Origin of the sequence: Phaeobacter gallaeciensis DSM 26640 (assembly GCF_000511385.1) — a bacterium.
Lineage (GTDB): Bacteria > Pseudomonadota > Alphaproteobacteria > Rhodobacterales > Rhodobacteraceae > Phaeobacter > Phaeobacter gallaeciensis.
Genome location: NC_023137.1, coordinates 2,930,452 through 2,951,553 on the forward strand (window position 1 = coordinate 2,930,452; position 21,102 = coordinate 2,951,553).

A 21,102-nucleotide genomic window follows, 5' to 3' on the forward strand; every position below is an offset into this window, starting at 1 on the left:
TCACCTTTCCAAAAAATACTCCCGCCGGAAAGATCCGACGGGAGCAACAGATCTCCGCCATCCGCAGATGGCAGGTCAGCTCTGATTAGGCGGTCAGCCCTTCCGGCTCTGCCAAGCCATTGGCGCGGCAGCAGGCGGTCACGGTATTGGCCAGCAGGCAGGCAATGGTCATCGGACCAACGCCGCCCGGCACCGGGGTGATCGCGCCTGCGCGCTCGGCGCAGCTGGCGTAATCCACATCACCCACCAGCTTCATCTTGCCTTCGCCTTTTTCCGGGGCGTCGATGCGGTTGATACCCACATCAATCACGGTGGCGCCTTCCTTGATCCAGTCACCGGGCACCATTTCCGGGCGGCCCACAGCAGCAACCACGATATCCGCGCGGCGGACAACATCCGGCAGATCCTTGGTGCGCGAATGCGCGATGGTCACGGTGCAGCTGTCGCCCAGCAGCAACTGCGCCATCGGCTTGCCAACGATGTTGGAGCGGCCAATCACAACCGCATCCATGCCCGACAGCGAGCCGTGATAGTCGCGCAGCATCATCAGGCAGCCAAGCGGCGTGCAGGGCACCATCGACTTCTGACCGGTGCCCAACAGGCCCACGTTGGAGATGTGGAACCCGTCCACGTCCTTCTCCGGCGCGATGGAGTTGATGATCAGATCTTCGTTCAGATGGCCGGGCAGCGGCAGCTGCACCAGGATCCCGTGTACCGACGGATCCTTGTTCAGCTTATCGACAACAGCCAGCAGATCCGCCTCAGACGTATCGGCATCCAGCTTATGCTCAAAGGAGTTCATGCCAACTTCCACGGTCTGCTTGCCCTTGGAGCGCACATAGACCTGGCTTGCAGGATCTTCCCCCACCAGAACCACCGCCAGACCGGGGGTGATGTCATGCTCTTCCTTCAGCCGGGCCACGTGGCCTGCCACTTTCTCACGCACGGTGGCCGCAAAAGCCTTCCCGTCGATGATATTCGCTGCCATTGCTTTTGTCCTCTTGCTGCGCGCCACTTGCGGCTGCGCGTTACTCCTCGCGAATGACCTGTGCCTCACGGGCAATCGACCATTCCACAAGCTGGCGCCACAGGCTCTCTACCAGATCGGGATCAAGCCCCGCGGTGCTGGCTGTCATCCGGGCGTTCCTCACAACTTCTTCGACACGGGCCGGAATGCGCGCAGGCCAGTTATTGGCCGTCTTCAGCGCGATCGCGCGGTCAATATAGCCCGCCCGTTCTGCCAGCAGGGCAATCAGCTCCCGGTCCAGCACATCGATCTGCTGCCGCAGTGCCGGCATATCGGCACAGTCCTGCGGCGGGTGTCGTTCAGTCATTTTCAAACTCCTGCGGCCCGAGGGGGTCCCCGGGCCGCAGATTGCCTATTTCAGGCCTTAGAACAAGCCTTCGATCTGGCCTGCGTCATTGAGGCGGATCGATTCCGATGCCGGTTTGCGGGGCAGACCCGGCATGGTCATGATCTCGCCGCAGACCACCACGATGAAGCCAGCCCCCGCGGAGAGGCGCACTTCACGGACGGGAACCGAGTGACCGGTGGGCGCGCCGCGCAGGTTCGGATCGGTAGAGAAGGAATACTGGGTTTTCGCCATGCAGACCGGCAGGTTGCCATAGCCCGCATCTTCCCATTCTTTCAGCTGGTTGCGGATCTTCTTGTCGGCCAAAACCTCGTCGGCGCGGTAGATGCGCTTGGCGACGGTTTCGATCTTCTCAAAGAGCGGCATGTCGTCAGGGTAGATCGGCGAGAAGTTGGCCTGGCCAGCATCGACGATTTCGACAACTTTCTCTGCCAGCGGTGCGGAGCCCTCGGAGCCCAGCTCCCAGTGACGCGACAGAACCGCTTCGACACCGTGGGTGGCGCAATAGGCCTTGACCGCGTCCACTTCGGCATCAGTGTCGGTGACGAAGTGGTTGATCGCAACCACAACCGGCACGCCGAAGGATTTGACGTTCTCGATGTGGCGACCAAGGTTGGCACAGCCGGAGTTGACCGCATCAACGTTCTCAGCGCCGAGGTCCGCCTTGGCCACGCCGCCGTTCATCTTCATCGCGCGCACGGTGGCAACCAGCACCACAGCCGACGGCGCGATGCCTGCCTTGCGGCATTTGATGTTCATGAACTTCTCGGCACCAAGGTCCGCACCAAAGCCCGCTTCGGTGACAACATAGTCAGCCACTTTCAGCGCGGTCTTGGTTGCGATGACGGAGTTACAGCCGTGTGCGATGTTCGCGAACGGGCCACCGTGGACAAACGCCGGGTTGTTTTCCAGGGTCTGCACCAGGTTCGGCTGCATCGCGTCTTTCAGCAGCACGGTCATTGCGCCTTCTGCCTTGATGTCGCGGCAGTAAACCGGGGTCTTGTCGCGGCGGTAGGCCACGATGATGTCGCCCAGACGCTTTTCCAGGTCCTTCAGGTCGTTGGCGAGGCAGAGGATCGCCATCACTTCCGACGCCACGGTGATGTCAAAGCCGGTTTCCCGCGGGAAGCCGTTGGACACGCCACCCAGCGACGCCGTGATCTGGCGCAGAGCGCGGTCGTTCATATCGACAACACGACGCCATGCCACGCGACGGATGTCGATTTCGCACTCATTGCCCCAGTAGATATGGTTGTCGATCATCGCCGACAGCAGCGAGTGGGCAGAGGTGATGGCGTGGAAGTCACCGGTGAAGTGGAGGTTCATTTCCTCCATCGGAACAACCTGCGCGTAACCGCCACCTGCAGCGCCGCCCTTCATGCCGAAGTTCGGGCCGAGGCTCGCTTCGCGGATACAGATCATGGCGTTTTTGCCGATGCGGTTCAGACCGTCGCCCAGACCCACGGTGGTGGTGGTCTTACCTTCACCTGCAGGGGTCGGGTTGATCGCGGTCACCAGGATCAGCTTGCCGTCTTCCTTCGACTGCACCGAGTTGATGAAGTCCTGGCTCACCTTCGCCTTATCGTGGCCATAGGGCAGCAGATCGTCGCTGGAGATGCCGATCTTTTCACCGATTTCCTGGATCGGACGCTTCTGCGCCTCGCGGGCGATTTCGATGTCACTCTTGTAGCTCATGGCCGGGTTCCTGAATTATGAGGTCACGAAAATACACAGGCACAGCCGTGCCGGTTTCCCGCAAGACTTAGCCCTTCTGCGACATTCTATGCGCGTGATTTCCGACATGATCAGGCATTGAAACGGCGTTCACTCACCCTAGGGCAGCCAAAGATTGCCAATTGTGTCAGCCCGACGCCTATACGCAACCCAGATAGCCTGATTGCCCGACTCAAAGCCGGGCCTCAGGACAGTCTCAGTCGGGTCTCAGGGCGCCCAGGCTGGTTGGTCCGGCACAAACAGGCGCAGGGGATCGCCAGCTTTCAGCACGCCCGGCCGCTCCACCCAGGCCATCACCCCGCGTCGCCCGGTGGCCGCCGGTTTGAACTTCGGACCAAAGCCTGCGTGATCCTTCTCGATCTCCTTGGCCGGGAAAATGCAGGGCCGGTTTTCAATATCCACCGTCAGCGTCACCCCGTCTGGCCCTTGCAAGCGGCTGGAGGGCGGCAGATGGCTGAGGTCGGGAATACCGCGCAGCACCAGCGTCGCCCCGAGGTGAATCGGGTCAATCCGCTCCAGCCCCATATCCGCAGCGATCAGCGCCAGCTCTTCCTCCGACAGGATGCTGATTTGGCGGAGGTTGCGGATCTCCGTGCCCTCGGGGTGCAGGTTGCGCACCCGCACACAGGACGCCCGCAAGGCGCCCTCGTGGCGCTCCCCCGCGATCCCGTCAAAGCCCAGCGTCAGCTGATCCTGCGGCTCGGACCGCAGCCCCCCGGTGGCCGCCGGAACATAGCCGATCCATGTCACCTCTCCCTGAAACTCGGTTTCGCGCATCACTGGCATGGGGCATCCTCCACTGCAAAATATCCTGACAAATCAGCGTCACCATAGGCACGCGCCCTCTGTCTGACCAGCCCCGGAACAGCCTGTATGATGCCCTGTCCGCCTATCAAAATCAGCGCATCAAAAAACCCGGCCACCTGTTGGGTGACCGGGTCTGATTGTGCAGCACTGCGAATGCCTTACCGTCAGGAAGACGGCTCCGGCGCCATGCCGTCATCCGATGCAGATGTCTTCGGCTTGGCCTTGGGGATCGCGGTGACAGAGGCGCCGGTATCGGCATCATCGCCCTCATCCTCATCCGCCTGCGGCGGTTCGCCCTTCATCACGCGTTTGATCTCATCACCGGTCAGGGTCTCATACTCCAAGAGCCCCTGCGCCAACCGTTCCCATTCCTCATTCTTGTCTTTGAGGATCTGCAACGCCTGATCATAACCCTGCTGGATAAAGCGTTTCACCTCATCTTCGATCAGCTCCTTGGTGTTGGCAGAGACCGAGAAGCCAGCCGTATTGCCAGAGTAGCCCTCATGCGCTTCGGCGTAGTCGATATTGCCGACCTTGTCCGACATGCCCCAGCGCAGAACCATGGCACGCGCCAGCTGGCTGGCCTGCTGGATGTCGCCGGCCGGGCCGTTGGAGACGTGATCCTCACCGTATTTGATCACCTCAGCCGCCTTACCGGCCATGGTCATCGCCAGTTTCTGCTGGCACTCATCCCGGTGATAGTTCAGCCGGTCCATTTCGGGCAGCGACACCACCATCCCCAGCGCACCACCGCGCGGAATGATCGTCGCCTTATAGACCGGATCACACAGCGGCAGTTCCAGACCGACGACGGCGTGGCCTGCCTCGTGGTAGGCGGTCTTTTCCTTCTGATCCTGCGTCAGCACCATGGACCGGCGCTCCGCCCCCATCATCACCTTGTCCTTGGCCGATTCGAAATCTTCCATAGTGACAAAGCGGCGACCGACACGGGCGGCCATCAGTGCGGCCTCATTCACGAGGTTGGCCAGATCCGCACCGGAGAAACCGGGGGTGCCGCGGGCGATGATGCGCAGATCCACATCCGGGCCCAACGGTGTCTTGCGCGCATGAACGCCCAGGATCTTCTCACGGCCCTTGATGTCGGGGTTGCCGACGGTGACGTTGCGGTCAAACCGGCCCGGACGCAGCAGCGCGGGGTCCAGAACGTCCTTACGGTTGGTCGCCGCCAGAATGATCACCCCTTCGTTGGCTTCAAAGCCGTCCATCTCAACCAGCAGCTGGTTCAATGTCTGCTCGCGCTCATCATTGCCACCGCCGTAACCTGCGCCACGATGGCGACCCACGGCGTCGATCTCGTCGATGAAAACAATGCAGGGCGCGTTTTTCTTCGCCTGCTCGAACATGTCGCGCACACGGGAGGCGCCGACGCCGACGAACATCTCGACGAAATCCGACCCGGAGATGGTGAAGAACGGCACACCGGCCTCACCAGCAATGGCCCGCGCCAGCAAGGTCTTACCAGTCCCCGGAGGGCCAACAAGCAAGGCGCCTTTGGGGATTTTGCCGCCCAGACGCGAGAATTTCTGCGGGTTGCGCAGGAATTCAACGATCTCTTCCAGCTCTTCCTTGGCCTCATCAATGCCCGCAACATCGTCAAAGGTCACGCGGCCATGCTTCTCGGTCAGCATCTTGGCTTTGGATTTGCCAAAGCCCATGGCGCCACCTTTGCCGCCGCCCTGCATCCGGTTCATGAAATAGATCCAGACACCAATCAGCAGCAGGAAGGGCAACAGTGTCAGCAGGAACGACTGGAACCCGGACTGCTGCTGCTTTTCAGCGCGCACCGGGATGTTGTTGTCGATCAACAGCGTGGTCACCTCGGCATCGCCGGGTTTGATGGTCATGAAGTTCTGGCCGTCCGACGTGGTGTAGCGAACCTGTTCGCCATCCAGCGTCACAGTGCTGACATTGCCGTTTTCAACCGCGCTGACAAAGTCAGAAAAAGTCTTCTCTCGGCTCTGCATGGTGCTGCCGGAACCACTGAACAAGTTGAACAGCGCCAAGACGAGCACAAACAGAACAACCCAAAAGGCGATATTGCGTACGTTGCCCAAGGAAAGTCTCCCAATATGCGAGGCGCACCTGGAAGGCCGCCTTCGTTGCCTCTAAAATAGGGATACTTCACTGAGGTTCAATGCGATAAAAGAGCTGTGAAGAACTCTTCGCTGTTCTGGACCAGTTCTGCGGTCCATCCATTGCCATTTCCCGCCAATGGGGCGGCAATCAGCTCATCCTGTTTCCACACCGCCGGCGTCGCCTGTAAAACTGCGCCGGGTACCTCGGCCTGACGCCAGTCAGGGCAATGCAGCAAACCCTCCGGTCCCAGCGCGCGCACCTCATGGCCTTTGACTTCTCCGCCGAAAACCCGCCAGCGCCCGTCCCAGATTTTGCCCGGCAGCGCCACCTCTTCGGCCACTGGTTTATATTCGCGGCAAACCCAAGTACGCTGTTTCCGGGTGATCATCCGGCAGCCCCCAAGGGTGAAGGACCCACCATGGCGCACCGCGTCGCGCGCCTTGACCATCGGATCCCGTCGCGGCGGATGCACCGCCCCGCTGACCCATTGCACCGTCCGTACCAGCAACCGATGGGCAATCTCATCCGGCAGAGTGCGGAACTGTCGTTGGTCAATCACAATCGCGCCATCGCGCACCTCGGCCATATCTCGGGCGGCCAGAAACGTATACCAATCCAGCGCTTCGCGGGCGGCGCCCATATTGCGCGCCACGGCCGCAAGCCGCTCCACCGTCAACCCCAACGGTGCCAGCGCGTCCATTGCCTGACGCACCCTGACCCGTTCGAACCGCGCATCTTCATTGCTCGGATCCTCGACCCAGTCGCAATCACGGGCGCGCAGATAGTCACGCAGCTCTTCGCGTGTGACCTCCAACAACGGGCGCAGCAGCGTCACCCCCTCCATTGCCCGGCTGCGCGACATGGCCGACAGGCCAGAGACACCCGACGACCGGCCCAGCCGCATCAGCAGCGTTTCGGCCTGATCATCCGCCGTATGCCCCAGCGCAACAGTGGAGATGTCATTCAACTGCGCCCAGGAGGTCAGCAGCGCATAGCGCGCAATGCGCGCCTGTTCCTGCAAATTGCCCGCCTGCCCTGCCGTCGGGCGGTCACACCATTGCAGGATGTCGTGGGCCATGCCCAGTTTGGCAGCGGCCCCCGCAACCATCTGCGCCTCCGCGCCGGAGGTCGGGCGCAACCCGTGGTCCACAGTCGCGACACAGATCTCAACACCAACATCGGCAAAACACTCATGCAGCAGATGCATGAGCGCCATCGAATCACCCCCACCCGAAACCGCGACCCCCAGCCTCGCAGGCAGGGCAGATCGGAACTGCTCCTGCACGATGGCCAGGATATCCCGGTCGGGGCGGGTCAATTGCAGGCCAGTTTGGTGCGCTCGGCCTCCGCTGCGGCGGTCTCGGCGGCGCCGGGGAAGCGACTGCCAACCTCGGCGAGGGTCACGCAGGCCTGGCTGGTCTGTCCCAGGCGCCCCAACGCGGCGCCCAGTTCAAACAGGGCTTTTGGCGCGGTCTCGCCCGTCGCATTGCCAGAGAAGGACGCCAGATAGGCCCGTGCGGCCTCACGGGTATCGCCCAAGCCGTCCAACGCCTTGCCACGGTTATATTCCACCGCAGCCGCCAGAGGGCTGCCGGGATAAGCCTGCGTGAAGGCTGCAAATTTCTCCGCCGCCTCCTGATAGGCGCCACTGTCGAGCGCAGCCTTGGCGGCATCGAAATCCGCCTGTTCCCCGACCGCCAGCTCAGAGGTGGTATCAACTGCGGTGCCCGGCGTCGCGGGCAGGGTCGGCGCGCCGCCTTCGGGCAGGTCCCCACCACCAAGCGTGGTGGTCTCCCCCAGCTGCGAGATATCGCCGCCTTCCAGCTCAACCAGCCGGAACTCAAGATCACCGATCCGGTTGGTGCCATCCTGCACCACGCGATCGACCCGGTAAGACAGCTGTTCCGTCTGTGCAGTCAAACGCTGCAGCTCTGCCTCAATGGCGCTGACACGGTCCAGCACGCTGTCACCCGTCACGTTGGTCTGCGGGCTGCCGGTGGTCGACATCTCCCGCTTCAATCGCTGAATTTCAACGTGCAGAACCGTCAGCTCCTGACGGATATCGGCAAGCGTCTGTTCATCCTGTGCCCGCGCCATCAGCGGCGGCATGGCCAGCACCAGCGCAAGGGCGGCAATCGCAAAAGGACGCAGTTGCATGATCGCTTACCCCGTCAGGCCACCCGCCAGCACGGTGACCGCGCGACGGTTCTTGGTGTAGCAGGCCTCGTTCGAGCAGATCTCCAGCGGGCGTTCCTTGCCAAAGCTGACAACCTGCAGACGGTTGCCCGCCACCCCTTGCGACAGGAGGTATTCCCGCGCGGCATTGGCGCGGCGCGCCCCGAGGGCGAGGTTATATTCCCGCGTGCCCTGCTCATCCGCGTGGCCTTCGATGGTGACCACATAATCCGGGTTTGCAGTCAGCCAGCGCGCCTGCCCCTGCAGGACGCTTTGTGCGGCGGGCGACAGCGTCGATTGGTCTACGGCAAACAACACCCGATCGCCAACAGTTTGCTGGAAATAGGCCGGACTGCTGGGATCAAGCTGTCCCGCGGCGCCTGCGCCCGCTCCCGCACCGGAGCCATTGCCCCCAGCCGTGTCGTCCCAAGGATTGCCTGCACAGGCACTCAGTCCCAATGCCGCTGCCACCAGCATTGCTTTTGTCAAACCACTCATGATGTCCGCCTCGTCCCGTTTCCATATCTTGCACCAGATTTATCACAGCGCTGATGCCGCTGCCACTTTGGTCTTTGGTTCTGGCGCGCGCGTCAGGCCGGCATGGCAGACGCGCGACACCTCAGTTCTGCAGCGGTGACCACGCCGGGTCTGATGCGCCATCCGGGGTGCGCACCGGTTTCAGATTGCGCCCTGACACATCCACTGAATAAAGCAGAGCCCGACCGCTGGCGCCCTGGGTCTCACGGGTGAACATGATCACCCGACCATTGGGCGACCAGGTTGGCCCTTCATCCAGAAAAGACGCCGTCAAAAGACGTTCCTCGCTGCCATCGGTGCGCATTACACCGATATGGAACCGCCCCTTGTTCTGCTTGGTGAAGGCAATCATGTCGCCACGCGGTGACCACACCGGCGTACCGTAGCGCCCGGCGCCAAAGCTAATCCGTCGGGCCTCACCGCCGGTGGCCGCCATCACATAAAGCTGCGGCGCGCCGGAGCGATCGCTTTCAAAAACAATCTGGCTGCCATCCGGCGAAAACGACGGGGCTGTTTCAATCGACGGCGCACTGGTCAGGCGGGTGCGGGCACCGGTGTCGATATTCATGGTGAAGATATCGGTATTGCCGCCTTGCGACTGCGAATAAACCACGGTGCGCCCATCCGGGGCAAAGCGCGGTGCAAAACTCATGATGCCGTTGTCCGTCGACAGCACCCGACGCTGAACGCTGCCCACATCCAGCACATGGATCTGGGGAAAGCCGCTTTCATAACTGGTATAAAGCACCCGGTCACCGGTGGGGGAGAACCGCGGCGCCAGTACAATGGAGGCGCTGTTGGTCAAATACTGCACATTGGCGCCGTCGTAATCCATGATCGCCAAGCGCTTGCGCCGGTCATTCTTCGGACCGCTTTCGGAGACAAACACCACCCGGCTGTCGAAATAGCCGCTCTCACCGGTGATGCGACTGTAGATCACATCCGCCACCTTATGCGCCATGCGCCGCCAGCCATCGGTGGTGCCGGAAAATTGCAGCCCGGTGCCAAGTTCTTTCTCCGCAAAGACATCATAGCCCCGGAACCGCACTGTCAGACGGTTGCCATTGACGCTGAGCGCGCCGGTGATCAGCGCCTGCGCATTCACAGCCTTCCAGTCGGCATAAGACACGGCGGCGTCAAAATCGGTGACTTTGGAGATATGGGCAGAGGCAGGCACCTCGCGAAACAGGCCTGTTCCGCTCAGATCTGCTGCGATCACCCGCGAAATGTCGCGTGCCAATTCAGCCGCAGCAGGGGTTTCGGGCACGAAGCCCGGCACCGCATAGGGCAAGGGTTCGATCACCCCGTCGGTGATTTCGATCCGCAAGGGGCCATCCTGTGCCTGCGCAGGCAGAGCAGACGTCATCACCGCCGCTCCCAGCAGGGTCGCGCCCATCACAAGCGTTGCCAGATATGTCCTCATTTGATCCGCATCCTTTCGGGATTGAAGGTCATTTCGATATTACGCCATTGCGCATATTTGTCAGACGGAAGTTGGAAGCCGCGCGCACCACAGCGCAAAATCGCCCGTCGCGCCGCGCCAAAGGCCTGATTGGCCGCCGAGCCTGACCCACCAGTGCTGGACAACATCCGAATGCTGCCCTCCTCCGGGCGGCCATCCTGTGTCAGTGCGACGGAGACCACAACGGTGGTGCGCAGCGCCTCCGACGACAGCGAGCCGACGTTCCAGCATTGCTGCACCGCGACCCGCAACGCGTCTTTCTCACCGCTGGTCAGCGGCGGGCCGGAGGGTTCCGGCGCTTCCACCTCGCCGCCACCAGCGAGGGCTGCGGCCAAAGCATCCTCCACCGCATCCGCACGGTCCGGGGTTGGATCGGTTGCGGGTTCAACAGGTTCCGGCTCCGGCTCAGATTCGGGCTCAGGTTCGGGCTGGGCCGCTGGCGTGGGTCGATCCGGTCGCCGCCGCGGGCGCAGAGACTGCGCCGGGGCCGCACTGGCAACCTGCTCGGTCTCCGCCTCGACTTCTTCGGTCACGATCCGGTCATTGGCCGCCGCCTCGGCGGTGGCCTGCTGGGCCTCCTGTGCAGGCTCGGTGCCGACCTCATCGGACACTTCAGGCTGCGCCACATCGGCAATCTGCGTGTCCGGTTCCGGCGGTGCAACAGGTGTTGGCGCAACCCGGTCAACCGGACGCAACTGCGGGCGTTCGGTCAGCTGCGGTGTCACAGTCGTCGCATCAGGCACATCCGGTGGCGATGGCGCGGCCACCGGTGGCGTCGGCTCGACCGGCTGCGGTTCGGGTCGCTCGCTCAGCTCGGCATCCGGCTCTGGCGGTGTCACGGGTTCAGGTCGGCTGATCTGCGGCTCCGGGTCCGGCTCTGGCGGGGGTGTCACCTCCGGCGCGGGATCCGGGTCTGGTTGGCTCAGATCACCGGCCGTATCCGCCACCACTGGCGCGGCACGCTGCTGGCTCAGCTTGGCAAACTCCTCCGAACTGATCAGCGCCACATCCTGCACCGCCAAAGGCAGTGGCTCAGACGGGAACCAGGCGCCAAACACGACCCAGCCCGCCAGCAGTGCGTGGCCTGCAACAGAGATCTTGGTTCCGGTCTGCACACCCGTGCCCCGCCTATTGCCCGCCGTCGTCGACGGCCCGCCCGTCAAGGCTCGGGCCACCCACATCGGTCACCAGCCCAACGCTGGAGAAGCCACCGGCGTTCAGCGCGCCCATCACCTGCATCACCGCCTCATAGGGGATCGCCCCATCCGCGCGCAGGAACACCTGATCGGAGGACCGCTCCGCTGCGATGGCGCGCAATTTGGCGATCAGCTCATCCGGGGCCACCGGTGTGGTCTGGATCTGGATCTCACCACTGGCGGTCATGGTCACGGTCAGTGGCTCTTCCTCATCCCCGGGCAAGGCCCCGGCGGCGGTCTTCGGCAGCTCCACAGGCACACCCACGGTCATCAAGGGGGCGGCCACCATGAAGATGATCAGCAAAACCAGCATCACATCGACAAAGGGCGTGACGTTGATTTCCGCCATCGGCCGGGCGCGGCTGCGCCGCCTGCCGCGACGCCGCCCGTTGGCGGCATTGGGTTGAACCGAGGCCCCCATGGATCAGGAGTCCAGCTGACGGCTGAGAATGGTGGAAAACTCATCAGCAAAGGCCTCATAGCTGCCGATGATACGGTCGCTGTCGGCGCTCAGCTTGTTGTAGAAAATCACCGCAGGAATCGCCGCCAACAGGCCAAGCCCCGTCGCCATCAACGCCTCGGCGATGCCCGGCGCCACCACGGCGAGGTTGGTGTTCTGCTGCTCCGCAATCTCGATAAAGGCGGTCATGATGCCCCAGACCGTGCCGAACAAACCGACAAAGGGCGCGGTAGAGCCAACAGTGGCGAGGATTGACAGACCGCTCTGGACGCTTTCGCTTTCCTTGGCGATGGCCACATCCATCGACCGCTCGATCCGCGCCTGCGCGCCGGCAATCAGCGCCCCATCCGTCCGATGACTGCGCCGCCATTCGGTCATGCCGGCCGCAAAGATGCGTTGTGATTGTCCTTTGGGCTGCGGACCGATCTGATCAAACAGACCATCCAGCGGCTCCCCCGACCAGAAGGCGCGGTCAAACTCCGCCGCCTCACGTCGGGCCAGACGATAATTGATCAGCTTCTGCAGGATAATCGCCCAAGACCAAATGGAGGCGACGACCAGCATCAGCATCACCAATTTGACCGTTAGGGTCGCCCGCGCGAATAGCCCCCACATGGAGAAATCAATCTCCTGCGCCAACGCCAGAGTTTCTGCTTCCATGGACCTGCTCTATGTTTTTGGCCGTTTTTCAGCCGTTTTCCGGCTCTCATTTGGCAAAAGGCTATCGCAGTTCAAGGCCAAAAGCCAATGAAACAGCTGTGAGAGCGGCAATTGTTACAGCAATGCGCGAATCTCTGCCGGAAGGCGGATCGGCGCGCCGCTATCGGCATTGACGCAAACCACGGTGACAATCGCGCGAAACAGCTCCGTCTCGCCGCGAAACACCTGCTGCGACATTGTGAGCCGCGCTGGTGTCACCTTCTGCACTTCGGTCTCGATCCGCAGTTCCTCATCGAATTTGGCAGGGGCGAGGTAATCCGCCTCAATGCGGCGCACCACCCAGATCAGCCCGGCGTCGCGCATGGCGTTCTGATCATTGCCAAGGTTGCGCACCCAGTCACTGCGGGCGCGTTCGATGAAGCGCAGATAATTGGCGTGATAGACGATCCCGCCCATGTCGGTGTCTTCGTAATATACCCGAACCGGAAAGCGGTGGATCATCTGTCTGGGCCTTTCTGGCGACGGCTCAGTGCCGGGTCGGGTTGGCGTCATCTGCGGGCGGCGTCACCGGCGCTTGCAGCCGCGCAAACAGGCGTAGCGCATGGGAGCAGTCGGCAGCAGCAACCGGCATCATTCGATCATAGGCGGCCGCAATCACCCCGGCAATCTCAGGCCGCAGAATGGTGGCGCCGGTGTCCGGCAGCACCGCCAGCGGCGAGGTCTCGGCAAAGGCCTGATCCCCCCACATCAGGATCGCCTGCACCGCCTGGCTCAGCGCCAGTGTTTCGGCCGGCAGTTTTGCCATATCCCCCGCCATGCGCAGGAACACGAAACAGGCCTGAATGCCGCCCTGATCGTCAAAGCGAAACGCGCGGTATTGGCTGGCATCCGCCTGTTTCAGACGCGCCACCAGCGGGTCCAGATCCGGGATCAGCCGGTCCAGATCCGGCACGCCCGTCAACTCGTCCCAGTCGCGGAAGAAAAACACCATCAGGTTCGATCCCAGCTCGGGATCGGTCTCGGCCATCTGATGGCCCGCAAGGGTCACCACTGCCTCAATCGCCCCCTTCACAGTGGCCAGTGTGCTGTCCTCCACCCCAAAGACAATCGGCGCAATCGGTCGCCCCCAGCGGGCAAAGACATAGGACCCATCGGTGCGGGTAAACAGGGCTTCGATCTCGGCTGGGGTCATCATGCGGCTCTCCACTCGGACTGCGGTCTTATGGGGGCTTAATGCCCGCTTGCGGGATCAACGACAAGGGTTGCGACCAGCTGCCGCCCTGCATCTTCTGGCCCCAAATATCCCCGCCGGAGGCCCCGACGCGCAAGGCCCAGCGCATCAGTTAGGGTTTGCTACGTAGGTCAGCAGTCATGACCAAATGTTTCGCGTGCGAAACATACGCTAAAATTGAGTCTAATTCTTCAGGACGCCCTTAACCCTTTGCGGCGCATTTGACGCCACTCCGCCCAAAAACTGACGCCAACCCGCAGCAGGTGATGTCTTACAGCAGCAGGTCGCCCTGACCGCGTGGCGGGGTCAATCCGAGATGAGCCCAGGCCTTATGCGCCAACATCCGGCCGCGCGGCGTGCGCTGGATCAGCCCCTGTTGCAGCAGGTAAGGCTCGATCACCTCCTCCAGCGCGTCGCGGCTTTCGCTCAGCGCGGCAGACATGGTTTCAATCCCGACGGGTCCACCGCCATAGTTCTCGGCCACCATCCGCAGATAGCGCCGGTCGGCGCCGTCCAGCCCCAACTGATCCACCCCGAGCCGCGTCAGCGCGCCATCCGCCAGCTCCCTTGTGATGGTGCCATCGCCCTCGACAACCGCGAAGTCCACGACGCGGCGCAGGAGCCGTCCGGCGATCCTGGGTGTGCCGCGGGCGCGCCGCGCGATCTCGCGGGCGCCGTCATCATCGGCGGGGGCTCCCAGTTTGCGGGCGTTGCGGCTGACGATCTCGAACAGCTCATCCACGGTGTAGAATTGCAGTCGTGTCGGGATGCCGAAGCGGTCGCGCAGCGGAGTGGTCAACAGACCCATGCGCGTGGTGGCCCCCACCAGCGTGAAGGGCTGCAACTCGATCCGCACAGTGCGCGCAGCCGGCCCCTCGCCGATCACCAAATCCAGCTCAAAATCCTCCATCGCCGGGTAGAGCACCTCCTCCACCGCCGGGTTCAGCCGGTGGATTTCGTCGATGAACAACACATCACGCGATTCCAAGTTGGTGAGGATCGCCGCCAGATCACCGGCCTTGGCCAGCACCGGCCCCGAGGTCATGCGGAAGTTCACGCCCAACTCCCGAGCGACGATCTGCGCCAGCGTGGTTTTGCCCAAACCGGGGGGACCATGAAACAGCGTGTGATCCATCGCTTCGCCCCGGCGGCGGGCAGATTCGATGAAGACACGCAGGTTCGCGCGAGCCTCGGCCTGACCGATAAATTCCCCCAACCCCTGCGGGCGCAGGGCACGGTCATTTTCGGCAGCGCTATCTTCGGGCAGAGGCGCAGGGCGCAGGGTGGGGTCGGCGTCAATCATGGTCCCGCTTTCTCGCGTATGCTTTGTCCGGCTGAAGGCCGGGCAGCGCCCGACCCTCCCCACGGGAGGGCGCTTCGCACCCACCCAGGCTCAGGCGCTGCTCTTTCCGTGTCATCATCACCCTTTCGGCGCCAGAAGACGCAAGGCGGCGCGGATCAGCTCTGCCTCGTCGGCGTCGGGATAGGTTGCAGCGGCTTCGGCCACAGCAGCGGCAGCATCCGACGGACCATAACCCAGATTGCCAAGTGCTGAGAGCGCCCCTGCTGAGGCGGCAGCCGCACCGGAGGGTTGCTTTGGTGGTGCTTTGCGAGGCTTTTTACTGGTCTCCACCGGCGCGGCGGATTCAACGACATCCAGACCGGGGCCGTCCATGGCGTCGGCGATGGTGCCGCCCATGGCCATCACGCCCGGCGCCTTGTCCTTCAGGTCCAGCACGATGCGCTGCGCGGTCTTGGGACCAACGCCCTTGGCCGCCTTCACCGCCGCCCAGTCGCCCAGAGCAATGGCGCGGCTGACGCCATCAGGGCCAAGCGCGCCAAGAATGGCCAGCGAGACCTTCGCCCCGACCCCCTGCACCGAGGTCAGGAGGCGGTGCCATTCCTTTTCCACCAGCGAGGGGAAGCCGTAGAGCTGCATCAGATCCTCGCGCACCACCATATCGGTATAAAGCGCCACCGCCTCGCCCACCCCCGGCAGCGCTGCCATCGTGCGCTCGGAGCAGTAGACGATGTAGCCGACGCCGCGCACGTCGATCAGCACATGGTCAGTGCTGCGATATTCCAGTCGTCCGGTCAGTTTTCCGATCACGCGCGCTTCTCCTTCAGCTGGCGGGCCTGCGTGCCCCCATAAAACGCATGACAGATGGCAATGGCCAGAGCATCTGCCGCATCGGCGTTTTTGGGAAGGCATCCGGGCAGCTGAAGTTTCACCATGTGCAGGATCTGTTCCTTGGCGGCATGACCTACGCCGACCACAGTTTTCTTCACTCGGTTCGGAGCGTATTCGCCCACTGGCAGACCGGCCTGCGCCAGCGTCATCAACGCAACACCCCGCGCCTGACCCAGTTTCAGCGTGCCCGCACCATCCTTGTTCACGAAAGTCTGTTCAATGGCGGCCTGATCCGGCGCGTAGGCCTCGATCACCTCAATCACCTGATTGTGGAGCGATAGCAGCCGTTCGCCCAAATCATCGCCATCGGAGGTGCAGACGCCATTTGCGACATGGCTGAGGCGGGTGCCACGTGATTCGATCACCCCCCAACCGAGGTTCCGCAACCCCGGATCGATGCCCAATATTCGCATGTCTGCCCTATCCCTGCCTTGTGTGGAGGTATGATTTTTCTCAGGAATAGCACAAAAGGCGAACATGTCCAATTGCTTTGCTGGTCCGCATTCTGTGCCCTGCGGGGATGCCGCGCGGCACCTGTGGCGCAAAAACCTACAAAACCTGTTCTGAAAACGACCCTCTTCCGAGGTGAAACCGACATTCTTTTCGAACAGCTAAAGATGCACCTACTTCCCTTATTTATATGGACAAACAGCCATGCATTTTTCGCATATGACACATGCAATTTCAGCGATTGTCAGCGGCTTTTCTCCTCACTAAGTGCCGTCCATCGCCCCATGGCGAAGAGTTTCATTTAACCTCCGAAAGGACGAGGACATGGCTGCTTTTGACACCACCCGCACCACCTATGGCACCAGCAGCCTGTTTGGCCGCTTGAGCGCCAAGACCGCCAGCCTTCTGGCAGCGTTCGTCGATTGGAACGACGCTCGTACCACGCGCCAGACGCTGGGTCAGCTGAACGACCGCGAACTGGCAGACATTGGTCTGTGCCGCGCAGACATTGATCGCATTGCCGAGGGCAAGCCGGTCTTCTGAGGTCTGATCCCGCTCCGGCGCTGCCGGGCGGTCGATCATCCGGAATATGAAAAACGCCGCCTCCTGACGGAGCGCGGCGTTTTCTATAGGTATGGTTTGCAGATCTGCGCCTAGGCGACACCCTGCTGCGTCGGACATGACTGCGCGACCGTGTTATGTCGGATGCCCCCCAGCGCCCGACACTTGATCCGCCAGCCTGCCCCTCTACCGCAGCACAGGCCCGATTTTCTCCGCCAGGTACTGGGAGACAGGATCACGCTGCATGACAAATGCACCGGCCTTCTCCAGCCCCGTTCCAGCCCGCAGCTGATCGACACGGTGGTCGTAGCTGCCGAACCCCAGCGCTGCCATCAAGAACCCCTTGAACAGCAGAAACGCCGCGACGAACAAAATCACTGACCGGCCGGAAATCCGCGACTGTACCCGTCGCGGTGCAACAACGATCAACCCATCCGCGCGCACCTTAGTGGTGTAGCCGCGCGCCATGGCCCCGTGTTTGCGCTCCAGTCGGTCAAGCCGAGCGTAGAAATTGTTACTCTGTTCACCCATAACCAAAACCCTGCAATGGCTCCCACCATCCACATCTTAATGCTTAGGTAGGGAATGGGACCATTTTGGGGCGGGTCGTTAAAATGCTCAACAAACTTGAATGAATCAGCCTGTTTTCTGCAAAAGCAGCGTCGTCCAGTCACCAATCTCACTGCGTTGCACCAGATTGATGCCATTTTGTGCATAAACGCCCTGCACCTCATCCGCCTGTTCATTGAGAAGACCGGAGAGAATCGCATAGCCATCGCTGCGCAGATGCGCCGCCACATCCGGTGCCAATGCAACCAGAGGGCCTTTCAGGATATTGGCGAAGATCAGATCAAAGGGCGCTGCCTCAACCAGGGCCGGAGCGTCAAAGCCCGCCGCCTCAAGGCAGTGAACACGGCCTTCCATATCGTTGGCCTTCAGATTGGCCTCAGCCACATCCACAGCGACCTGATCAATATCGCTGGCCAGGATCTGCCCGTCCCAGACGCGCGCGGCCGCCATCGCCAGCACCGCGGTACCACAGCCGATATCGGCCACTTTGTCACCGACAAAACCATCCTCGATCAGCTTGTCCAGCGCCTTCAGACAGCCCAATGTAGTGCCGTGATGGCCGGTGCCAAAGGCCATGGCCGCCTCAATCAGAAGAGGAATGCGATCCCCCGGCACCTTGTCGGCATCATGGCTGCCGTAGACGAAGAACCGGCCCGCCTCGACCGGAGCCAGTTCGCGGCGCACATGGGCCACCCAGTCGGTCTCCGGCAGCTCCGAGATCACAAAGGGCTGGGCGTCGAACATGGTCGCCAGCAACGCCAGACCGGCCTCATCCGGGGTCTCGGTGAAGTAGCCGCCAACCTCCCAAAGGCCGGAGCCATCCTCAACCTCAAAGACGCCAAGGCCGGTGGGCTCGGGCGTCAGGCGCTCCATCGCCTCGCCGAGCGCTTCGGCGGGGGCTTTTCCGGTGAGGGTCGTGAGGGCGGTGAAGGTGGGCATGGCGGTCTCCGGGCAAAGGTTGCACAGCGCCTAGGCCCGTCGGCGGCGCAGGTCAAGAGCTGGCGGCGCAGGTTTGCCGGGGCCAACCGGGTGAGTGCCCGCGACGATGCGGGGTCAGATCTGGCGCACGTCGGCTTACTCCGCCGGGGCAGCGCCGCGCCATTTCACAAAGATCGTCTCATTGCCCGGCTCCGGGTGGCGCGGGATCAGCAGCGACAGGGTGAGCGAGATCAGCGCCATACAGGCCGCCAAAGCGAAGACCGCAGCCGGGGAAACCACCCACAGCAGGCCCAGTGTGACCGGCAGCACCACCGCCGCGATATGGTTGATGGTAAAGGCCACGGCAGCTGTCGGCGCGATATCAGACGGGTCAGCGATTTTCTGAAAATAGGTCTTCAGCGCCAGGGCCAGCCCAAACAGGATATGGTCCACCACATAAAGCACCCCGGCCAGTACCACGCCCCAGCTGAACCAGTAGAGCCCGCCATAAGCGGCAAAAACCAGCGCCAGTCCGGTGTATTCAAAGATCAGCGTGCGGCGCTCACCAAAACGAGCCACCGCGCGGCCCAGCAGTGGTGCCGCGATCATATTGATCACCAGGTTGATCAGATAGAGGCCGGTCAGCTCATGCACCGCAAAGCCGAATTTCTCCACCATCATGAAACCGGCAAAGACGACGAAGATCTGCCGCCGCGCGCCCGCCATGAACTGCAACGCATAATAGAGCCAGTAGCGGCGCCTCAGGATCAGGCGTTTGGTCTGCGGATGCGGGGCATCAAACTGCGGATAGGCCAGCAGGCAGAAGAGCGCTAGAACCGTGGTGGTTCCCCCTGCCAGCAGGAAGACGGTATTATAGGTGAGGCCCAATGGTTCCCACAGCAGCGCGATCAGGCTGTAGACCACCAGCGTTGCCGCCGACCCCGCCGCCACCAGCCAGCCCAGGATCTGCGGCGCGCGGGTCTTTGGCAGCCATTGCAGCTGCAGTGATTGGTTCACCGTTTCATAGTAATGAAACCCGATGGAGCTGAGCAGCGTGATCGTGAGCAGCCCGCCAAGACTGGGGAACCAGGCGGTGACCGCCGTCGCCACGCCCAGCATCATCAAGGAGACCAGCCCCAGCACCTGTTCGCGCACAAACAGGATCACCGCGATGACGCCAATGGCCAGAAATCCCGGAATCTCCCGCACCGTATGCAGCAGGCCAATGTCAGCGCCGTCGAAATTTGCGGCCTCAATGACAAAGTTGTTGAGCAGCGCGCTCCACGTATTGAAAGCGATGGGCATCGTCAGCGCCATCACGAACAACAGCGTCGTAGGGCGCCGCCAGAGCGGCATGGAAGCGGCAGCTTCGGTGGGGACAGGTTTGAACATGCCCCAGCATCTACGCCCATCCGCCCAATCACGCGAGGGGAAAAAGCGCGCCGCACATCTGATCTGCATCAATGCACGGGTTGACCTGACCTCATATTCATATTTTCGAATGATACCGAGGGGCTGATGTAATGCCGGAGCTGGTTGAGATCTTGGACTGGGCAGGCGAGCCGGTGACAGCGGCGCTGCTGGGCCTGTTGACCGGCGGAATTTTTGGTGTCGCGGCGCAGCGCTCGCGGTTCTGCCTGCGGGCGGCCACGGTGGAATTTGCCCGTGGTCGACTGGGGGACCGGGTGGCGGTCTGGCTCTTGACCTTCTCCACCGCGCTGGTCTGGGTGCAGGCCGGGCGGCTGCTGGGATGGATCGATACGGATGAGGCACGGATGATGGCGGTGCCAGGCAGTTGGTCCGGGGCCATCATCGGCGGGTTGATCTTTGGCATTGGCATGGTGCTGGCGCGGGGCTGTTCCGGGCGCCTGTTGGTGCTGGCGGCGACCGGCAATCTGCGCAGCGTGGTCTCTGGTTTGATCTTTGCGGTGGTCGCACAGATGAGCCTCGCGGGATATCTGGCGCCGGTGCGGGACTATCTGGCCGGTCTCTGGATCACCTCGGGCGGGCGCAATATGGATCTGCTGGCGGCCTTTGGCCTGCCGGATTGGTCCGGGTTGGCGTTGGGACTGGGCATGGCGGCTCTCGCCCTTGGGGTCGCGTTGCAAAACCGCATCGGCGCGGCGCGGCTGATCTTTGCCTCTGGTGTCGGCTTTGCCGTGGCGCTTGGCTGGGCGCTGACCTCGGCGCTGGCGCAGGTGGCGTTCGATCCGGTGCAGATCGAAAGCGTGACCTTTACTGGTCCTTCGGCACGGATGCTGATGTTCTTTCTCGACCGAGCCTCGGTGCTGGAATTTGATATCGGGCTGGTGGCCGGAGTGTTTGGGGGCGCGATGCTCGCGGCCGCACTCGCAGGCGAGATGCGGATCCAAGCCTTTGACGGGGCGGTCACCATGCGCAAGGCCATGATCGGCGCGGCGCTGATGGGCTTTGGCGGTATGCTGGCCGGGGGCTGCGCGATTGGCGCCGGTGTCACCGGCGGGTCGATCTTTGCCGGCACCGCCTGGCTGGCGCTATTTTCCATGTGGGTCGGAGCGGTCCTAACGGATCTGTTGGTGGACCAGCGCAGTGTGGCGGCACCCGCGTAGGCAGGATGCGAGGCGCTGCCTCGCGCTCCGGGATATTTGGAGCCAGAAGATACCTGAGGTCTGCCCCTCTTCTGGCGGGAAATATCCCGGGG

The 21,102-nt window shown here is 62.4% G+C and carries 22 protein-coding genes; 2 read left to right on the plus strand and 20 right to left on the minus strand.

Annotated elements, in window-relative coordinates; all coding sequences use genetic code 11:
* Window positions 1-85: 85 nt before the first annotated feature.
* The 17 genes from folD to ruvC all read right to left on the minus strand — a co-directional run bounded on the left by folD (window position 86) and on the right by ruvC (window position 16,336).
* Window positions 86-988 carry a bifunctional methylenetetrahydrofolate dehydrogenase/methenyltetrahydrofolate cyclohydrolase FolD gene (folD, locus tag GAL_RS14205; protein WP_024098259.1) on the minus strand — a complete coding sequence of 301 codons (903 nt, stop codon included), beginning with the start codon at window positions 986-988 and terminating at the stop codon, window positions 86-88.
* Window positions 989-1,028: 40 nt separating this feature from the next.
* Entirely contained in the window at window positions 1,029-1,334 is a 306-nt protein-coding gene (locus GAL_RS14210; protein WP_024098260.1) for a chorismate mutase, read from the minus strand.
* A gap of 57 nt (window positions 1,335-1,391) precedes the next feature.
* Window positions 1,392-3,068 carry a formate--tetrahydrofolate ligase gene (locus GAL_RS14215; RefSeq protein ID WP_024098261.1) on the minus strand — a complete coding sequence of 559 codons (1,677 nt, stop codon included), beginning with the start codon at window positions 3,066-3,068 and terminating at the stop codon, window positions 1,392-1,394.
* A 246-nt stretch (window positions 3,069-3,314) separates the two neighbouring features.
* On the minus strand, window positions 3,315-3,893 hold the full coding sequence (locus GAL_RS14220) for an MOSC domain-containing protein (protein ID WP_024098262.1): 579 nt from the start codon (window positions 3,891-3,893) through the stop codon (window positions 3,315-3,317).
* Window positions 3,894-4,078: 185 nt separating this feature from the next.
* The gene (gene ftsH / locus GAL_RS14225; protein WP_024098263.1) at window positions 4,079-5,989 is read right to left on the minus strand and encodes an ATP-dependent zinc metalloprotease FtsH; all 1,911 of its coding nucleotides are present in this window, start codon (window positions 5,987-5,989) and stop codon (window positions 4,079-4,081) included.
* Window positions 5,990-6,066: 77 nt separating this feature from the next.
* Window positions 6,067-7,272, minus strand: coding sequence for a tRNA lysidine(34) synthetase TilS (tilS, locus tag GAL_RS14230; protein ID WP_276326194.1), 1,206 nt, complete (start codon window positions 7,270-7,272; stop codon window positions 6,067-6,069).
* Between the two features lie 53 nt (window positions 7,273-7,325).
* Window positions 7,326-8,168, minus strand: a complete 843-nt coding sequence (ybgF, locus tag GAL_RS14235) for a tol-pal system protein YbgF (RefSeq protein ID WP_024098265.1) — start codon at window positions 8,166-8,168, stop codon at window positions 7,326-7,328.
* A 6-nt stretch (window positions 8,169-8,174) separates the two neighbouring features.
* Window positions 8,175-8,684, minus strand: coding sequence for a peptidoglycan-associated lipoprotein Pal (pal, locus tag GAL_RS14240; RefSeq protein WP_014879240.1), 510 nt, complete (start codon window positions 8,682-8,684; stop codon window positions 8,175-8,177).
* A gap of 121 nt (window positions 8,685-8,805) precedes the next feature.
* Entirely contained in the window at window positions 8,806-10,146 is a 1,341-nt protein-coding gene (tolB, locus tag GAL_RS14245) for a Tol-Pal system beta propeller repeat protein TolB (protein WP_024098266.1), read from the minus strand.
* Window positions 10,143-11,300, minus strand: a complete 1,158-nt coding sequence (locus GAL_RS14250) for a hypothetical protein (RefSeq protein WP_024098267.1) — start codon at window positions 11,298-11,300, stop codon at window positions 10,143-10,145. The genes tolB and GAL_RS14250 overlap by 4 nt, the downstream gene beginning before the upstream one ends.
* A 13-nt stretch (window positions 11,301-11,313) precedes the next feature.
* Window positions 11,314-11,802: a protein TolR gene (gene tolR, locus GAL_RS14255; protein WP_024098268.1), complete on the minus strand. Its 489-nt coding sequence runs from the start codon at window positions 11,800-11,802 to the stop codon at window positions 11,314-11,316.
* A 3-nt stretch (window positions 11,803-11,805) separates the two neighbouring features.
* The gene (gene tolQ, locus GAL_RS14260) at window positions 11,806-12,501 is read right to left on the minus strand and encodes a protein TolQ (protein ID WP_024098269.1); all 696 of its coding nucleotides are present in this window, start codon (window positions 12,499-12,501) and stop codon (window positions 11,806-11,808) included.
* 114 nt (window positions 12,502-12,615) lie between these two features.
* Complete coding sequence (gene ybgC / locus GAL_RS14265) at window positions 12,616-13,002, minus strand: tol-pal system-associated acyl-CoA thioesterase (protein WP_024098270.1); 387 nt, start codon at window positions 13,000-13,002, stop codon at window positions 12,616-12,618.
* Between the two features lie 25 nt (window positions 13,003-13,027).
* Window positions 13,028-13,696 (minus strand): hypothetical protein, encoded by a 669-nt coding sequence (locus GAL_RS14270; protein WP_024098271.1) that lies wholly within the window; start codon window positions 13,694-13,696, stop codon window positions 13,028-13,030.
* Window positions 13,697-14,003: 307 nt separating this feature from the next.
* Entirely contained in the window at window positions 14,004-15,035 is a 1,032-nt protein-coding gene (gene ruvB / locus GAL_RS14275) for a Holliday junction branch migration DNA helicase RuvB (protein ID WP_024098272.1), read from the minus strand.
* A 117-nt stretch (window positions 15,036-15,152) separates the two neighbouring features.
* Window positions 15,153-15,842: a Holliday junction branch migration protein RuvA gene (gene ruvA / locus GAL_RS14280; protein ID WP_024098274.1), complete on the minus strand. Its 690-nt coding sequence runs from the start codon at window positions 15,840-15,842 to the stop codon at window positions 15,153-15,155.
* Window positions 15,839-16,336 (minus strand): crossover junction endodeoxyribonuclease RuvC, encoded by a 498-nt coding sequence (gene ruvC, locus GAL_RS14285; protein ID WP_024098275.1) that lies wholly within the window; start codon window positions 16,334-16,336, stop codon window positions 15,839-15,841. Before ruvC ends, ruvA begins: the two co-directional genes overlap by 4 nt.
* A 361-nt stretch (window positions 16,337-16,697) precedes the next feature.
* Between ruvC and GAL_RS14290 the strand changes: the two genes are divergently transcribed.
* Window positions 16,698-16,916, plus strand: coding sequence for a DUF1127 domain-containing protein (locus GAL_RS14290; RefSeq protein WP_024098276.1), 219 nt, complete (start codon window positions 16,698-16,700; stop codon window positions 16,914-16,916).
* 204 nt (window positions 16,917-17,120) lie between these two features.
* On the opposite strand, the gene GAL_RS14295 is transcribed toward GAL_RS14290, so the two are convergent.
* The 3 genes from GAL_RS14295 to GAL_RS14305 form a co-directional block, all read right to left on the minus strand.
* Window positions 17,121-17,465 (minus strand): hypothetical protein, encoded by a 345-nt coding sequence (locus GAL_RS14295; RefSeq protein WP_024098277.1) that lies wholly within the window; start codon window positions 17,463-17,465, stop codon window positions 17,121-17,123.
* 105 nt (window positions 17,466-17,570) lie between these two features.
* Entirely contained in the window at window positions 17,571-18,443 is an 873-nt protein-coding gene (locus tag GAL_RS14300) for a 50S ribosomal protein L11 methyltransferase (RefSeq protein WP_024098278.1), read from the minus strand.
* A gap of 135 nt (window positions 18,444-18,578) precedes the next feature.
* Window positions 18,579-19,814: an MFS transporter gene (locus GAL_RS14305; RefSeq protein WP_040104104.1), complete on the minus strand. Its 1,236-nt coding sequence runs from the start codon at window positions 19,812-19,814 to the stop codon at window positions 18,579-18,581.
* A 131-nt stretch (window positions 19,815-19,945) separates the two neighbouring features.
* Between GAL_RS14305 and GAL_RS14310 the strand changes: the two genes are divergently transcribed.
* Window positions 19,946-21,010 carry a YeeE/YedE family protein gene (locus tag GAL_RS14310; protein WP_024098280.1) on the plus strand — a complete coding sequence of 355 codons (1,065 nt, stop codon included), beginning with the start codon at window positions 19,946-19,948 and terminating at the stop codon, window positions 21,008-21,010.
* The last annotated feature ends 92 nt before the right edge of the window (window positions 21,011-21,102 follow it).

Bases quoted from the DNA above. Each gene is read 5' to 3' on its own strand.
- ybgF (WP_024098265.1), bottom strand. From the start codon at position 8,168: ATGCAACTGCGTCCTTTTGCGATTGCCGCCCTTGCGCTGGTGCTGGCC.
- GAL_RS14305 (WP_040104104.1), bottom strand. From the start codon at position 19,814: ATGTTCAAACCTGTCCCCACCGAAGCTGCCGCTTCCATGCCGCTCTGG.
- pal (WP_014879240.1), bottom strand. From the start codon at position 8,684: ATGAGTGGTTTGACAAAAGCAATGCTGGTGGCAGCGGCATTGGGACTG.
- ybgC (WP_024098270.1), bottom strand. From the start codon at position 13,002: ATGATCCACCGCTTTCCGGTTCGGGTATATTACGAAGACACCGACATG.
- GAL_RS14210 (WP_024098260.1), bottom strand. From the start codon at position 1,334: ATGACTGAACGACACCCGCCGCAGGACTGTGCCGATATGCCGGCACTG.
- GAL_RS14215 (WP_024098261.1), bottom strand. From the start codon at position 3,068: ATGAGCTACAAGAGTGACATCGAAATCGCCCGCGAGGCGCAGAAGCGT.
- tolR (WP_024098268.1), bottom strand. From the start codon at position 11,802: ATGGGGGCCTCGGTTCAACCCAATGCCGCCAACGGGCGGCGTCGCGGC.
- GAL_RS14300 (WP_024098278.1), bottom strand. From the start codon at position 18,443: ATGCCCACCTTCACCGCCCTCACGACCCTCACCGGAAAAGCCCCCGCC.
- ruvB (WP_024098272.1), bottom strand. From the start codon at position 15,035: ATGATTGACGCCGACCCCACCCTGCGCCCTGCGCCTCTGCCCGAAGAT.
- GAL_RS14310 (WP_024098280.1), top strand. From the start codon at position 19,946: ATGCCGGAGCTGGTTGAGATCTTGGACTGGGCAGGCGAGCCGGTGACA.
- folD (WP_024098259.1), bottom strand. From the start codon at position 988: ATGGCAGCGAATATCATCGACGGGAAGGCTTTTGCGGCCACCGTGCGT.
- tolQ (WP_024098269.1), bottom strand. From the start codon at position 12,501: ATGGAAGCAGAAACTCTGGCGTTGGCGCAGGAGATTGATTTCTCCATG.
- GAL_RS14220 (WP_024098262.1), bottom strand. From the start codon at position 3,893: ATGCCAGTGATGCGCGAAACCGAGTTTCAGGGAGAGGTGACATGGATC.
- ruvC (WP_024098275.1), bottom strand. From the start codon at position 16,336: ATGCGAATATTGGGCATCGATCCGGGGTTGCGGAACCTCGGTTGGGGG.
- GAL_RS14290 (WP_024098276.1), top strand. From the start codon at position 16,698: ATGGCTGCTTTTGACACCACCCGCACCACCTATGGCACCAGCAGCCTG.
- GAL_RS14295 (WP_024098277.1), bottom strand. From the start codon at position 17,465: ATGGGTGAACAGAGTAACAATTTCTACGCTCGGCTTGACCGACTGGAG.
- tolB (WP_024098266.1), bottom strand. From the start codon at position 10,146: ATGAGGACATATCTGGCAACGCTTGTGATGGGCGCGACCCTGCTGGGA.
- GAL_RS14270 (WP_024098271.1), bottom strand. From the start codon at position 13,696: ATGATGACCCCAGCCGAGATCGAAGCCCTGTTTACCCGCACCGATGGG.